At 71.3% G+C, this 13470-nt stretch carries 14 protein-coding genes; 4 read left to right on the forward strand and 10 right to left on the reverse strand.

Annotated elements, in window-relative coordinates; all coding sequences use genetic code 11:
- Positions 1 to 121 precede the first annotated feature (121 nt).
- Complete coding sequence (locus ACWD3E_RS03620; protein ID WP_451385875.1) at positions 122 to 1072, forward strand: hypothetical protein; 951 nt, start codon at positions 122 to 124, stop codon at positions 1070 to 1072.
- Positions 1073 to 1094: 22 nt separating this feature from the next.
- On the opposite strand, the gene ACWD3E_RS03625 is transcribed toward ACWD3E_RS03620, so the two are convergent.
- Positions 1095 to 1973 carry an SGNH/GDSL hydrolase family protein gene (locus ACWD3E_RS03625; RefSeq protein ID WP_451385876.1) on the reverse strand — a complete coding sequence of 293 codons (879 nt, stop codon included), beginning with the start codon at positions 1971 to 1973 and terminating at the stop codon, positions 1095 to 1097.
- Between the two features lie 256 nt (positions 1974 to 2229).
- Here ACWD3E_RS03625 and ACWD3E_RS03630 point away from each other — a divergent pair, with 256 nt between their 5' ends.
- The gene (locus ACWD3E_RS03630; RefSeq protein ID WP_451385877.1) at positions 2230 to 2724 is read left to right on the forward strand and encodes a DUF3145 domain-containing protein; all 495 of its coding nucleotides are present in this window, start codon (positions 2230 to 2232) and stop codon (positions 2722 to 2724) included.
- 78 nt (positions 2725 to 2802) lie between these two features.
- On the opposite strand, the gene fabF is transcribed toward ACWD3E_RS03630, so the two are convergent.
- From fabF to fasR, 5 genes are all read right to left on the reverse strand, one after another.
- On the reverse strand, positions 2803 to 4065 hold the full coding sequence (fabF, locus tag ACWD3E_RS03635; protein WP_451385878.1) for a beta-ketoacyl-ACP synthase II: 1263 nt from the start codon (positions 4063 to 4065) through the stop codon (positions 2803 to 2805).
- A gap of 82 nt (positions 4066 to 4147) precedes the next feature.
- Positions 4148 to 4396 carry an acyl carrier protein gene (locus ACWD3E_RS03640; RefSeq protein ID WP_393880950.1) on the reverse strand — a complete coding sequence of 83 codons (249 nt, stop codon included), beginning with the start codon at positions 4394 to 4396 and terminating at the stop codon, positions 4148 to 4150.
- A 79-nt stretch (positions 4397 to 4475) separates the two neighbouring features.
- Entirely contained in the window at positions 4476 to 5507 is a 1032-nt protein-coding gene (locus ACWD3E_RS03645) for a beta-ketoacyl-ACP synthase 3 (RefSeq protein WP_451385879.1), read from the reverse strand.
- Positions 5508 to 5517: 10 nt separating this feature from the next.
- Positions 5518 to 6444: an ACP S-malonyltransferase gene (locus tag ACWD3E_RS03650; RefSeq protein WP_451385880.1), complete on the reverse strand. Its 927-nt coding sequence runs from the start codon at positions 6442 to 6444 to the stop codon at positions 5518 to 5520.
- An 89-nt stretch (positions 6445 to 6533) separates the two neighbouring features.
- Complete coding sequence (fasR, locus tag ACWD3E_RS03655) at positions 6534 to 7742, reverse strand: fatty acid biosynthesis transcriptional regulator FasR (RefSeq protein ID WP_451385881.1); 1209 nt, start codon at positions 7740 to 7742, stop codon at positions 6534 to 6536.
- Positions 7743 to 7848: 106 nt separating this feature from the next.
- On the opposite strand from fasR, the gene ACWD3E_RS03660 reads away from it, so the two are divergent.
- The gene (locus ACWD3E_RS03660; protein ID WP_451386487.1) at positions 7849 to 8508 is read left to right on the forward strand and encodes a pirin family protein; all 660 of its coding nucleotides are present in this window, start codon (positions 7849 to 7851) and stop codon (positions 8506 to 8508) included.
- Positions 8509 to 8545: 37 nt separating this feature from the next.
- Here the strand turns inward: ACWD3E_RS03660 and ACWD3E_RS03665 are convergent, their stop codons facing one another.
- Positions 8546 to 9325 carry a helix-turn-helix domain-containing protein gene (locus ACWD3E_RS03665; protein ID WP_451385882.1) on the reverse strand — a complete coding sequence of 260 codons (780 nt, stop codon included), beginning with the start codon at positions 9323 to 9325 and terminating at the stop codon, positions 8546 to 8548.
- Between the two features lie 87 nt (positions 9326 to 9412).
- On the opposite strand from ACWD3E_RS03665, the gene ACWD3E_RS03670 reads away from it, so the two are divergent.
- Entirely contained in the window at positions 9413 to 10387 is a 975-nt protein-coding gene (locus ACWD3E_RS03670) for an LLM class flavin-dependent oxidoreductase (protein WP_451385883.1), read from the forward strand.
- Between the two features lie 99 nt (positions 10388 to 10486).
- Here ACWD3E_RS03670 and ACWD3E_RS03675 read toward each other — a convergent pair whose 3' ends face one another.
- From ACWD3E_RS03675 to ACWD3E_RS03685, 3 genes are all read right to left on the reverse strand, one after another.
- Positions 10487 to 11089, reverse strand: coding sequence for a hypothetical protein (locus ACWD3E_RS03675; protein ID WP_451385884.1), 603 nt, complete (start codon positions 11087 to 11089; stop codon positions 10487 to 10489).
- Positions 11090 to 11217: 128 nt separating this feature from the next.
- The gene (locus tag ACWD3E_RS03680) at positions 11218 to 12444 is read right to left on the reverse strand and encodes a hypothetical protein (protein WP_451385885.1); all 1227 of its coding nucleotides are present in this window, start codon (positions 12442 to 12444) and stop codon (positions 11218 to 11220) included.
- A gap of 190 nt (positions 12445 to 12634) precedes the next feature.
- The gene (locus ACWD3E_RS03685) at positions 12635 to 13456 is read right to left on the reverse strand and encodes a serine hydrolase domain-containing protein (RefSeq protein WP_451385886.1); all 822 of its coding nucleotides are present in this window, start codon (positions 13454 to 13456) and stop codon (positions 12635 to 12637) included.
- Between the last annotated feature and the right edge of the window lie 14 nt (positions 13457 to 13470).

The following is a 13470-nucleotide window of genomic DNA, read 5'->3' on the forward strand; positions in this document are numbered from 1 at the left end:
CCATGATCAGCCCCGGTCCGTACCCTGACTCCGGACCGGGGCTCATCGTGGCGGCCGGATGTGGCAGACTCCCGCCCCGCGCACACCGGACACGCCGGGCACGACACGGGGGAGAGACGGCATGTATCCAGGACAGCAGCAGCACCAGCAGCCGGGGCCTTACGGCCAGCAGCCACCGGCGGGACCGTACGGCCCCTACGGCCAACAGCCGTACCCGCAGCAGCCGTACCCTCCGCAGCAGCAGCCGTATCCACCCCAGCAGCCGCACCAGCCCTATCCGCCCCAGCAGCCGTACCACACGGGCGGCCATCAGCAGCCGTACCAGCCGTACCAGCCCCCGGCGCCCCAGCCTCCCGCGCCGGCCCAGCACCTCGGCGAGCACGAGATGCGGCTGGACCCCAATCTCACGCCCGCCCAGCGCGAGTTGGTGCTGAAGATCCAGGCGAAGGCCAAGCCCATGGCCTACGGCCTCGTGCTCGGCATCCCGCTCACCTTCGGCGGCGTCCACTACGGCATCACCCGCGCACCCCTCGGCTTCGCGGCAGCCGTCGCCGGACTGGCCCTGGTGGCCTTCGGCGTGTACTCGCTGACCCAGATGCAGGCCCTCAAGCGGCAGCTCCGGCTCATCACCCAGGACGCCTGGCGCTCGCCCGCCGCCCATCTGCCCGGCGCCCGCAAGGCGGCCACGCAGGCCGCCTACCTCAACGGCCTGCTCGTCCTGCTGTCCCTCGCCGCGACCGGCTATCTGCTCTACAAGGGCGCCGGCTGGGGCGCGTACGGCAACTCTCTCGGCTTCGGCGCGCTGATGCTCGGCGCGGCCCTGCCCTTCGGCCTGGCCCTGGCCGCCGCCTCCACCATCCCGCAGCTGCTCCAGGTGATCCCGGCCGGCGCGAAGGTCGGCCGGAGCCTGTACTCGATCCTCTTCGCGCTGGCGACCACGGTCACCGGCGAGGGCATCAAGGGCGGCGCCCCCGGCCCGATCGCGGCCGGCGGCACGGCCCTGCTGATCTGCGGCGGCGCGATGGCCCTGCTGGGCAAGGCGGCCAAGCGCATGCGCGGCGAGGCCGGCTAGCCGCTGGGCCGATGGACAAGGCCTAGGGTGCGGTGATCGTCCGGTAGGCGATCGCCGCCAGCCGGGCCTGGCCGTCCTTGCTGGGGTGGAACCAGTCCCAGTGGCTGAGCTGGCCTGTGCCGAAGCGGTAGTCGTAGACCGCGTCGCCGTCGAAGCGGCAGCGGCGGTCCTTGGCGCAGACCTCCTTGAGCACCTTGTTGTACGCCACCACCCGCTGCTGCACCTGGTCCCGGCGCAGGGTGGCCGCGCTCGTCAGGTTGTCCGCGTCCTCAAGCATCGACGGGCAGATGCCGAGCTTCCACACCTGCTTGCCCAGCGGATTCGACCGGCCCTCGGACCACAGCCGCTTCAGGTTCGGCACGCTCGCCACGTACACCTGCGTCTTCGGCAGTGCCTCGCGCAGGGTGGCGAGGGCCTCCTCGAAGTCCGCGCGGAAGTCGGCCACCGAGGTCATCACCCGCGCCGAGGACCGGCAGGCGTCGTTCGCGCCGGCCATCACCGTCACCAGCTCCGGGCTGCGGGACACCGCCTGGGCCATCTGCTCCGGCAGGTCGGACATCCGGGAGCCGGTCACCGCGTAGTTCCAGCTGCGCTCCGCCGCCCCCGCCACGCCCAGCAGCCGTACCGCCAGGCTGTTGATCTTGGCGTCGCTGCCCGTCGCCCAGGAGACCTGGGGGCAGTCGGAGAGCACCATGCACGCGTCGAAGCCGCGCGTGATGGAGTCGCCGACCGCTGCGATCGAGTGCGGGCTGCGGTTCCACACGGGGGCCGGTCTGGCCGCGTCCGCCCTGGTCCCCTCGGGCGCGGCACTGCCGCCCACGACATCGCAGCCGGCGGCGCCCAGCAGCGCGGCCGTCACGACCGCGAGGACGGCCCGCGCACGGTGGCTTCGCTTCCGCATCCCTGCTGTTCCTCTCGCCCGACGGTTGAGTGCTCCCCTCCATAACAACGCGCGAGGGTTCCCGGCGACGCGCACTGGAACGGCACACCCCCGTACAAGCGTCCCCCTGGGTGAATGGCAGCGGTTTCCTGGCCGTGGGACCGACGGTACGTCACACTCCTTGCACTGTCGCAAGGTAGCCTCGCCATCAACGCGGCCGTCGCCCCACTGCCGCCCAGCCAGTCCGCAAGATGTCCCGCTCTGTCCGGAGGTTCCGGTGACGACACGTGGAGTTCTGTACGTGCACTCCGCGCCGCGCGCGCTGTGCCCGCACGTCGAGTGGGCCGTCGCCGGGGTGCTCGGCACACGCGTCAGCCTCGACTGGATCCGGCAGCCCGCGGCCCCCGGCACGTGGCGCTCGGAGTTCTCCTGGCAGGCCGAGGCCGGTACGGCCTCCAAGCTCGCCTCCGCGCTGCGCGGCTGGCATCTGCTCCGTTTCGAGGTCACCGCAGAGCCCTGCGCCACCGCCGAGGGCGAACGCTACAGCTGCACTCCCGACCTGGGCATCTTCCACGCCGTCACCGGCATCCACGGCGACATCCTCATCCCCGAGGACCGTCTCCGCGCGGCGCTGACGCGCTCTCAGCGGGGCGAGACGGACCTGGAAGCGGAACTCGCCAAGCTCCTGGGCAAGCCGTGGGACGACGAACTGGAGCCCTTCCGCTACGCCGGAGAGGGCGCCCCGGTGCGCTGGCTGCACCAGGTGGTCTGAGCAGAGCCTGTACGGACCTGTAGGAAGCTGCACGAAGAAGGGCCCCCACCGGCTGGTGGAGGCCCTTCATTCACGTTCTCAGACGGTGCGGAACGCCAGCACCACGTTGTGCCCGCCGAACCCGAACGAGTCGTTCAGCACGGCGATCCGGCCCTCGGGCAGCTCCCGCGCCTCACCGCACACGATGTCCGCGTTGACGTCGGGGTCGAGGTTGTCGATGTTGATGGTCGGCGGAGCCGTCCGGTGCACGAGCGCGAGAATCGACGCGACGGTCTCGATACCACCGGCGCCACCGAGCAGATGACCCGTCATCGACTTGGTCGCGGAGATCGCCATGTGGTCGACGTCGTCGCCGAAGACCTTCCGCAGCGCCTTGATCTCGGCCACATCACCCTGCGGGGTGGAGGTGGCGTGCGCGTTGACGTGCATGATCTCGGCCGGCTTCAGGTCCGTGCTGTCCAGCAGGTTCTGCAGCGCGTGCGCGATGCCGTTGCCGGAGGGCTCGGGCTGCGTGATGTGGTGGGCGTCGGCGGAGATGCCCTGGCCGACCGCCTCCACGTAGATCCGGGCGCCGCGGGCCTTGGCGTGCTCCTCGGACTCCAGGACGATCACACCGGCGCCCTCGCCGAGCACGAAGCCGTCACGGCCGGCGTCGTAGGGACGCGAGGCGCCCTGCGGGTCGTCGTTGTTCTTGGACATCGCCATCATGTTGCCGAACGCGGCGATCGGCAGCGGGTGGACGGCCGCTTCGGTGCCACCGGCGACGACGACGTCGGCGCGGCCCGTGCGGATCATCTCGATGGCGTACCCGATGGCCTCCGCGCCCGAGGCGCAGGCCGAGACCGGGGTGTGCACACCGGCGCGGGCACCCAGCTCGATACCGACGTTGGCCGCCGGGGAGTTGGGCATCAGCATCGGCACGGTGTGCGGGGAGACGCGGCGGACGCCCTTCTCCTTCATCACGTCGTACTGGTCCAGGAGCGTCGTCACGCCGCCGATGCCGGAGGCGATGACCGCACCGAGACGGTCGGGGTTGATGGACGCGTCCTCACCGGCCTTGGCGGTGAAACCGGCGTCCTTCCAGGCCTCCTGAGCGGCGATCAGCGCGAACTGCGCGGACCGGTCCAGCTTGCGGGCCTGCGGCCGGGGGATGATCTCGCCCGGCTCGACGGCGATCTGCGCGGCGATGCGGACCGGCATCTCCGCCGCCCACTCCTGCTCCAGCAGGCTGACGCCGGACTTGCCGGCGACCAGGGCCTCCCAGAACGAAGCTGCGTCGCCACCCAGCGGTGTGGTTGCGCCGATACCGGTGACGACCACGGTGCGATTGGTCGGGCTCACGGGAATTCTTTCTCCAACGGATGCGGGAATCTACGGCGCCACCGCCGGGTGGCGGGGCCTTGCAGCTGGCCTAAGGGGTGGCTCAGGCCTGGTGCGTGAGGATGTAGTTGGTGGCGTCACCAACGGTCTTGAGGTTCTTGACGTCCTCGTCCGGGATCTTCACGTCGAAGCGCTCTTCGGCGGCGACGACGACCTCGACCATGGACAGCGAGTCGACGTCCAGGTCGTCGGTGAAGGACTTGTCCAGCTGGACGTCCTCAACCGGGATGCCGGCGATCTCGTTCACGATTTCGGCGAGACCGGCGACGATCTCTTCCTGAGTGGCGGCCATGTCAGGCGCTCCTTCTTCATATTCCAGATGGTTTATGGCAGTTTGGCCCATACCGGACACGAGTTCCGGCACGGAGTGCCTAGGGGAGGGTAACGACCGTGGCGGCGTAGACGAGACCCGCCCCGAATCCGATGACGAGCGCGGTGTCGCCGCTCTTCGCCTCCCCGGTCGCCAGGAGCCGCTCCATCGCGAGCGGGATCGAGGCGGCCGAGGTGTTGCCGGTGGTGCGGACGTCACGGGCGACCGTGACGTGCTCCGGCAGCTTGAGAGTCTTCACCATCGAGTCGATGATCCGCACATTGGCCTGGTGCGGGATGAAGACGTCCAGGTCGTCCGCGGTGATCCCGGCCGCGTCCAGCGCCTGCTGGGCGACCTTCGCCATCTCGAACACGGCCCAGCGGAAGACCGCCTGGCCCTCCTGCGTGATCGCAGGGAACTTGACGTTGCCCTCGCTGTCGACGGGCAGCTCGGCGACGTCGCCGATCCTGAAGCGGTCCCACGGGACGGTCTGCTTGATGGTCTCGGACTTGTCGCCCTCCGAGCCCCACACGGTCGGGCCGATCGCCGGCTCCTTGGAGGGGCCGACCACGACCGCGCCGGCGCCGTCACCGAACAGGAAGGCCGTGGCCCGGTCCTCCAGGTCGGTCAGGTCGCTCAGCCGCTCCACGCCGATGACGAGCACGTACTCGGCGGAGCCTTCCAGCACCATGCCCTTGGCGAGCGTGAGGCCGTAGCCGAAGCCCGCGCAGCCTGCCGAGATGTCGAAGGCGGCGGCCTTGTTCGTGCCCAGCTTGTCGGCGATCTCGGTGGCGACGGCCGGGGTCTGGCTGAAGTGCGAGACCGTCGAGACGACCACCGCGCCGATCTGCTCGGCGGTGACGCCCGCATCGGCGATCGCCTTGCCGGAGGCCTCGATCGCCATAGCGGCGACCGTCTCCTCCGGGCCCGCCCAGTGCCGGGTCTCGATGCCGGAGCGCGAACGGATCCACTCGTCGGACGAGTCGATCTTCTCCAGGATCACCTCGTTGGGCACGACCCGGGTCGGCCGGTAGCCGCCGACGCCGAGGATGCGCGCGTACGGGGCACCCTTGCTGGCCTTGATATTCGCCATCTACGGCTCCTTAGGCACCTGCGTGCTCGGAGATGAGCTCGCGGGCCGCGTCGAGGTCGTCGGGGGTCTTCAGGGCGAGCGTCGTCACACCGGGCAGGGCGCGCTTGGCCAGGCCGGTCAGCGTGCCGCCCGGGCACAGCTCGACGAGCGCGGTGACGCCCAGCGCCTTGAACGTCTCCATGCACAGGTCCCAGCGCACGGGGTTGGCGACCTGGCCGACCAGCCGCTCCAGCACCTCGGTGCCGGTGGCGACGGTCTGGCCGTCCTTGTTGGAGACGTAGGCGACCTTCGGGTCGCCGGGCGCCAGCTCCGCCGCGGCCACGGCCAGCGCCTCGACGGCGGGCGCCATGTGGCGGGTGTGGAAGGCACCGGCGACCTTCAGCGGGACGACCTTGCGGACGCCCTCGGGCTTGTCCTCGTTCAGCGCGGCGAGCTGCTCCAGCGTGCCGGCCGCGACGATCTGGCCCGCGCCGTTGATGTTCGCCGGGGTCAGGCCCAGCTTCTCCAGGTGCGCGACGGAGACCTCGGGGTCGCCGCCGAGCAGCGCCGCCATCCCGGTCTCGGTGATGGCGGCGGCGTCGGCCATGGCCAGGCCCCGCTTGCGGACCAGACCCAGCGCGGCGGTGTCGTCGAGGACACCCGCGAGGGCGGCGGCGGTGATCTCACCGACGCTGTGGCCGGCGACGGCGCCCGGGGCGAGCCCGGACATGTCACCGAGTGCCGCGGCGGACAGGAGCCCGGCGGCGACCAGCAGCGGCTGGGCCACGGCGGTGTCACGGATGGCGTCGGCGTCGGCCTCGGTGCCGTAGTGGACCAGGTCCAGGCCGATGGCGTCCGACCACGCGGCGACGCGGTCGCGGGCACCGGGCAGTTCGAGCCAAGGAGTCAGGAAGCCGGGCGTTTGGGCGCCCTGGCCGGGAGCGACGAGTACGAGCACTCTCACACTCTCTCTTGTGGACGGGCACGGCCGCCCGTGGGGACAAGGACGAAGAACACGAGGGGCTTTTGTGGGCCCCCGACAAAAACCTAGGCTTGAGGGTCTCCATCGGCCAGACGCCCCAGGATCAACGCGATCCGCAGCGTGAACGCGGATCTTACATCCGAAGGCGACCAACCAGTGACGTCAGTCACACGTCGGAGCCGGTAGCGCACGGTGTTCGGGTGAACGAAGAGCATCCGGGCCGCGCCTTCGAGGCTGCTCGCCTGCTCCAAGTAGACGCTGAGCGTCTCCAGCAACGCCGAGCCGGCTTCCTCCAGCGGTCTGTAGATCTCCTCCACCAACTGCTCGCGAGCGCTCGGATCACCTGCGATGGCGCGCTCCGGAAGCAGATCGTCCGCCAGCACGGGCCGCGGCGCGTCCTGCCAGGCGGTGCACGCCTTCAGCCCCGCGGCGGCGGCCTGCGCGGACCGCGTGGCGGCGAGCAGATCGGGTACGACGGGCCCGGCGACGACCGGCCCGGCGGCGAAGGGCCCGATCAGCGACTTGGCGACGGCGAGCGGATTGGTGCTCCCGCCGGCGATCACGACCAGCCGGTCCCCGAGGACGCCGGTGAGCACCTGGAGCTTGGCATGCCGTGCGGCCCGCCGGATGGCCTCGACGGTCAGCTCGCTGTCCCCGTCCGGGGCGGTCCCGAGCACGACACACACGTGCTCGGGCGAGTTCCACCCGAGGGCGGCGGCCCGGCTGACGGCCCCCTCGTCGGCCTCCCCGCTGAGCACCGCGTTGACGACCAGCGACTCCAGCCGCGCGTCCCAGGCACCCCGTGCCTCGGCGGCCTGGGCGTACACCTGGGCGGTGGCGAAGGCGATCTCGCGGGCGTACACGAGCAGCGCCTCGCGCAGCACGCGCTCGTCCCCCGGTGCGGCCACCTCGTCGATGGCGGACTCCATGACCTCGATGGTGGTGCGCACCATCTCCACGGTCTGCCGCAGCGTGATGGCCCGGGTCAGTTCACGCGGCGCGGTCCCGAAGACATCGGTGGAGATCGCCTGCGGCGTGTCCGGGTGCCGGAACCACTCGGTGAAGGCGGCGATACCCGCCTGGGCCACGAGCCCGATCCAGGAACGGTTCTCCGGGGGCATGGCCCGGTACCACGTCAGCGTCTCGTCCATGCGCGTGATCGCCTGCGCGGCGAGCCGCCCGGAGGACTTCTCCAGCCGCTTCAGGGTCGCGGAGTGCGGATGGACGAGGTGGTGGCCTGCGGGTCCGGTCGGGTGGGATTCGGGTTCGGGCACGGGACAAGACTGCCTTATCGGGACGGGAGCGTGCGTCGCCGGGTCACGGGTGAGGTCTGGTGAGGCCTGCGGTTGAGGTCCTGCGAGGTCTACGGTGGTGCCCGTGATCGACGTACGGCGCGCCGCTGAGCGCTACCGCGGAGGCGACCCGGAGGCCGGGATCGACTCCCTCCACGCCTTCTCCTTCGGCCCGCACTACGATCCCGACAACCTGCGCTTCGGCGCGCTGCTCGCCTGCAACGAGGAGCGCCTCGCCCCCGGCGCCGGCTTCGACGAGCACCCGCACAGCCACACCGAGATCGTGACCTGGGTGGTCGAGGGCGAACTGACCCACCGCGACTCCACGGGCCACGAGAGGCGGGTCCGCCCGGGAGACGTCCAGCACCTGAGCGCGGCGGCGGGCGTCCGCCACGTGGAACGCAACGACGGTGAGGCCCCCCTGACCTTCGTCCAGATGTGGCTGGCCCCCACGGAGCCGGGCGGCGACCCGTCGTACGCCCTCGTCCCGGGCATCGCCGACGCCACGCCGTACGCGCTGCCGGCGGCGGGCGCGATGCTGCACGTACGGCGCCTGGGGGTGGGGGAGCGGACGGCGGTACCGGACGCGGCGTACGTATACGTGCACGTGGTGCGGGGGGAGGTGCGGCTGGCGGGGGAGACCCTGGGGGCGGGCGACTCGGCGCGGATCACGGACGCGGAGGGGCTGGAGGCGGTGGGGGCGACGACGGAGGCGGAACTGCTGGTCTGGGAGATGGCAGCACGCTGAACCTCCGTCCCTCGCATCACAGCCGGATCAAGGCCGGCTACGTGTTCCCGGGGGCCTCACCCGTAGCAGCAGAGGCCGTTGGCCTGGCGGCGGCCGAGAGAGCCTCGGCTGTCGCCGGGTCGGCCGGCAGGAACGCCTCCAGCTTCAGCTCGGCGAGGGTCACGTCGACGGCGGTGGCGAAGGTCGTCACCGTCGTCATCAGGCGCAGCTCGCCGTACGAGGACCGCAGGCGGAGCGGAACCGCGAAACCGAGGAGCCCGGCGGACGGCTCCAGCTCGGGCACGTACCCGGTGAGTTCGGCGCGCAGCTCCTCCAGGGGGCCGAGGCGGGCCAGGATGTGGCGCGCCCATTCCGCGAGGTTGAGGATGCGGGGAGCCAGGCCGTCGGGGTGCAGCGCGAGACGGTAGACGTTCGTGCCCGGGCCGGTCAGCTCGGGCGCCGCACCCTCGGTGATCAGATCGAACGCGGAGTTCGCGGCGACCAGGTCACCGCCCCGGTCCACCACCAGCGCCGGATACGGCAGGTGCCCGCGGAGGATGTGGTCGATCGCCGTGCGCACGGGGGCCAGCGCCGGGTCGTCGAGTGAGCTCTCGGAGTAGGCGGGCGCGTACCCGGCGGCCAGCAGCAGCTCGTTGCGCTCCCGCAGCGGCAGTTCCAGCGACTCGGCCAGGCGCACGACCATGTTCCGGCCGGGGACGGACCGGCCGGACTCGATGAAGCTGAGGTGCCGCTGGGTGGTGCCCGCCCGCAGCGCCAGGTCGAGCTGGCTGAGATGACGGCGGGTACGGCGTTCACGGAGCGCACGAGGGAAGTCCACCGCCCTGTTCTAACCGCCGCGGAGGGATGCGGGCCATTCCTCGCAGGGAATTGTCGCCACCCGCAACTGGCCGTGAGCATTGCCGACATGGACATCGGTGTACTGCTTCCGACCGGAACCGCCCAGTGGGGCCCGGCAGACGACCCCCGTGAGCTGGTCGCCTTCGGCCGCCACGCCGAACGCGCGGGTTTCTCCTCGCTGTTCGTCAACGACTCCCTGCTCAGCCCGCGCATCGAGGCGCTCACGATGCTGGCCGCGCTCGCCCCGGCGACCGAGACCGTGACGCTGGGCACGGCCGCGCTGCTGCCGTTCCTGCGCCGCCCGATCCAGACCGCGCAGTCACTCGCGTCGATCGACCTGCTGTCCGGCGGCCGGCTCGCCGTGACCGTCGGCGCGGGCTTCCCCGGCCGCTTCGGGAAGCCCCTCTACACGCTGTCCGAGCTGCCATGGGAACGGCGCTTCGCCCGCCTGGACGAGACGGTCGCGCTGTGGCGGGCGCTGTGGGCGGGCGCCGACTCCTTCCAGGGCGAGATCCTCCGGTTCACCGGCATCCCGCCCATGACCAGGCCGTTCCGGGCCGGCGGCCCGCCGATCTGGCTCGGCGGCGCGACCCCCGCGGCGGTGGCCCGCACCGGCCGGATGTACGACGGATGGCTGCCCTACCCGCCCGACCCCGCCGACTACGCGTCCGGCCTCCGCGAGGTCCGCAGGGCGGCGGCCGACGCCGGACGCGCGGCCGAGGACATCACGCCCGCGCTGTTCGTCTCGGTACGGATCGACGAGGGCATCGACAGCAGCCGTCGGCCACTGGACGACTACGCGCGGGCCAACTACGGCATGCCGCTGGAGGAGTTGGAGAAGATCCAGGCCGTCGTCGGCGGCTCCGCCGGCGAGGTGGCCGAGCAGCTGGGACGGTACGTCGCCGCAGGCGTCCGGCACATGGTCGTACGCCTCGGCGCCCTGGACCTGCGCTCCCAGCGCGACCAGCTCGAACGGGTGGCGGAGCTGATCCCCGCCGTCCAGGCGGCAGCGGCTCACACCCCCACCTCGGAAGGCTCCTGAGCCCGGCCGAGTCGACCCGCCATCCGCCAAGGCGCCCGACCACTACGGAAAATCACCCCCGTAGCTCCCTCTTGGACACGCTCCGAGGTGGAGAGCCGGTCAGGGCGCCGAGGGCGGCTGCCCGTCGGCCAGGCGCTGCATCCGGCGCCGCAACATCCGCACGGGCCGCACCCACAGGAGGACGGCCCCGCCCGGCGGCGCGGCCAGGGCAGGACCGCGCAGGGGATCGCCGACGTACCAGAGCGGCCCCCGCTCCGGACCGAGCACGCTCCAGTTCCAGCGCCAGGCGACCACCGACATCATCCGCCCGCCTTCCCGTGCGGGCAGGAGAGCCGGCTGACCGACCCCCAGGGGCAGTACCTGATACGTACCGTCCCACACGCGCCAGGGATGCCGAGCCGCCAGGCGGCGCATGCGCGGGATGTTGACCAGGCCCGCCAGTCCGCCGACGGCCGGTACGAAGCCCAGGCCGACGAGCAGGATCAGCACGTTGCCGACCAGACCCGACTGCGCCGCTCGTCCGGACAAGGCCATGGCCAGCACACCCGCCACGACAGGCACAAGCCCGGTGAGAGCCATCCCCGCGGACCGGACCGCGTAACGACGCAACGCCCTGCGCGTCGCGGGCAGCGACAGCGCCACGCCAGGCGGCAACTCCCACTCTGCCTGGTCCGCCCCACCCGACTGGCCCGCTCCGTCCATGCACACAGTGTCCCGCCGGCGACGGTCCGTCGACTAGATGCGCGCAGTTGAAGGAAAAGCCGAACGTTGCCAACAGCTCAACCGGCCGGGCTCGTTGCCGAGTGGTGTCGGCTGTGTCGCCGGTGGTGTCACTTGCAGCGACCGTCGCCTGCGGGAACGTGGTCTCCGGAATCCAAGAGCCCGCACACCACAACGCCCGTCACCAAGAACGCAGCCGCCGACGTCAGCAGCGTGACCTCGTAGTACGACCGGGGAGTCAGCGCGGCGACCCCGTAGGCGGCGACCGATCCGGCCAGGACCGCACCCCCGACCCGGCCGGCCAGCACCAGCGCGAGCCGCCAGCCTCCGCCCGAGGTCTCCATCACGTCCCGCCCGGCCAGTACAACGGCAGCGGCAGCTGTCAATGCCCCAGCTGCTATGGCCAATTGAGGGGTCCCGAACATGACCGCGTAACGCAACGCCAGTGCGGGCACGAAGAAGAGCGCCAGCCAGTGGCGGAGCACCTGCCACACGAAGGCCGAGGACAGACCGGGAGCGGACGGACCCGGCGGGCGGGCCGCGGCCCGGCGCAACCCGATCAGCGCGGCACCGGCCACCAGCGCGACGGGAAGACGGTCGTCCAGGCGCCCCAGGTTGTAGAGCAGGGCGGTGTCGTACACGACGAGAACGAGCACGCCCAGGGCGCCGAGCGACCCGATGAACACCAAAAGCCCCCGCACGGAGGCAGCCGCCCGGGACACCCCCTCGTCCCGTACCGCCCAACGGGCCAGGAGGAGGGGCGTGATCACGCCGGACAAGGCCCGTATGACCAGGTCGTCGTTCGTATAGGGATTCCGCAGATCCCACTCGACCAGACAGAACACGACGGTGTACGACACGGACGCCAAGGGAAGCAGCGCGGAACAGGCGATCCGCCGATACAGGTCGGCGTCGAACCAACGCGCAACTGTCGCGAACGCGGTGAGCACGAAGGGCAGTTCCAGGAAGGCCTGCACGCGCAGCACGGACGGAGCGAGGAGCCCCGGCGCGGGAAGGACACGACCGAGCGATTGCAGCACGGGGTTGTGTGCGGCCAGCTCGAACCACCCGGTCGGCAGGTAGCGCGCGATGAACGACGCGTCGCCGCCATGAACGCGCAGCACGTACACCGTGAACAGCACCTGGTTGACGTAGATGAGCGCGGTGGTGACCATCAGCGCAACGAGCGGAGACACGGCGCGGCCCGTCGTACTGGAAGCCCCGGGGCGGCGGCCGTGGCCCCGCAGGGCGATCGCGAGGGCCGACGCGGCCGACGCGATCACCATGAAGTCCACCAGCTCCTTCACAACCCCGCCCTGTGACGTTTCTTGATCCATGTGCGCTCATGTGCTGGGGGCCGGGAACGCCGGTTCCCGGTTTCCTGGTCCGGGGTATCGCGCCCGAAACCAACGAGGCCCCCCATGTCGGGCACCCCGACTGGTCCCCGGACGGCGAGCAGATCGTCTACGAGAGCCCGCGCGGCGTGGAGTGGATCAACAGCGACGGCACTGGACAGGAGGTGTGGGCTCAGCCCCGCAGCTCCGCCAGCACCGCGTCGGTGAACGGCGGCCACGCCTCGATCGCCCAGGGGCCGAACGCGCGGTCGGTCAGGGCGACGGTGGCCACGCCCGCGTCGGGGTCGATCCATAGGAACGTACCGGACTGGCCGAAATGCCCGAACGTACGCGGCGAGGACGAAGAACCCGTCCAGTGCGGGGACTTGCCGTCCCGGATCTCGAAGCCGAGGCCCCAGTCGTTCGGGTTCTGGTGGCCGTAGCCGGGCAGGACGCCCTTCGTGCCCGGGTACTGGACGGTCATCGCGTCGGCGACCGTACGCGGGTCCAGCAGCCGCGGTGCCTGGACCTCCGCCGCGAACCGCAGCAGGTCCTCGACCGTCGACACGCCGGCCGCCGCGGGGGAGCCCTCCAGCGAGGTCGAGGTCATGCCCAGCGGCTCCAGCACGGCCTGCCGCAGGTACTCGGCGAACGGGATGTCCGTCGCCTTGGCGATGTGGTCGCCGAGCTGCTCGAACCCGGCGTTGGAGTACAGCCGGCGGTCCCCGGCGGGGGCCATGACCCGGTGCTCGTCGAAGGCGAGGCCCGAGGTGTGTGCGAGGAGGTGGCGGACCGTGGATCCAGGGGGACCGGCCGGCTCGTCCAGCTCGATCGCACCCTCCTCGTACGCGACGAGCGCCGCGTAGGCCGTCAGCGGCTTGGTCACCGAGGCCAGCGGGAAGCGGTGCCCGACGGGCCCGTGGGTGCCGAGGACGGTTCCGTCGGCCCGTACGACGCCCGCCGCGGCGGTGGGCACGGGCCAGCTCTCTATCAGCGCCAAGCTCTGCAACGACATGGCAATGAGCCTAT

Source organism: Streptomyces sp. NPDC002676, assembly GCF_053592455.1.

Excerpts from the sequence above, each read along its gene's own strand:
- ACWD3E_RS03620 (WP_451385875.1), top strand. The coding sequence starts at position 122 with ATGTATCCAGGACAGCAGCAGCACCAGCAGCCGGGGCCTTACGGCCAG.
- ACWD3E_RS03670 (WP_451385883.1), top strand. The coding sequence starts at position 9,413 with ATGGACATCGGTGTACTGCTTCCGACCGGAACCGCCCAGTGGGGCCCG.
- ACWD3E_RS03685 (WP_451385886.1), bottom strand. The coding sequence starts at position 13,456 with ATGTCGTTGCAGAGCTTGGCGCTGATAGAGAGCTGGCCCGTGCCCACC.
- ACWD3E_RS03645 (WP_451385879.1), bottom strand. The coding sequence starts at position 5,507 with ATGGCGAATATCAAGGCCAGCAAGGGTGCCCCGTACGCGCGCATCCTC.
- ACWD3E_RS03680 (WP_451385885.1), bottom strand. The coding sequence starts at position 12,444 with ATGGATCAAGAAACGTCACAGGGCGGGGTTGTGAAGGAGCTGGTGGAC.
- ACWD3E_RS03640 (WP_393880950.1), bottom strand. The coding sequence starts at position 4,396 with ATGGCCGCCACTCAGGAAGAGATCGTCGCCGGTCTCGCCGAAATCGTG.
- ACWD3E_RS03675 (WP_451385884.1), bottom strand. The coding sequence starts at position 11,089 with ATGGACGGAGCGGGCCAGTCGGGTGGGGCGGACCAGGCAGAGTGGGAG.
- ACWD3E_RS03625 (WP_451385876.1), bottom strand. The coding sequence starts at position 1,973 with ATGCGGAAGCGAAGCCACCGTGCGCGGGCCGTCCTCGCGGTCGTGACG.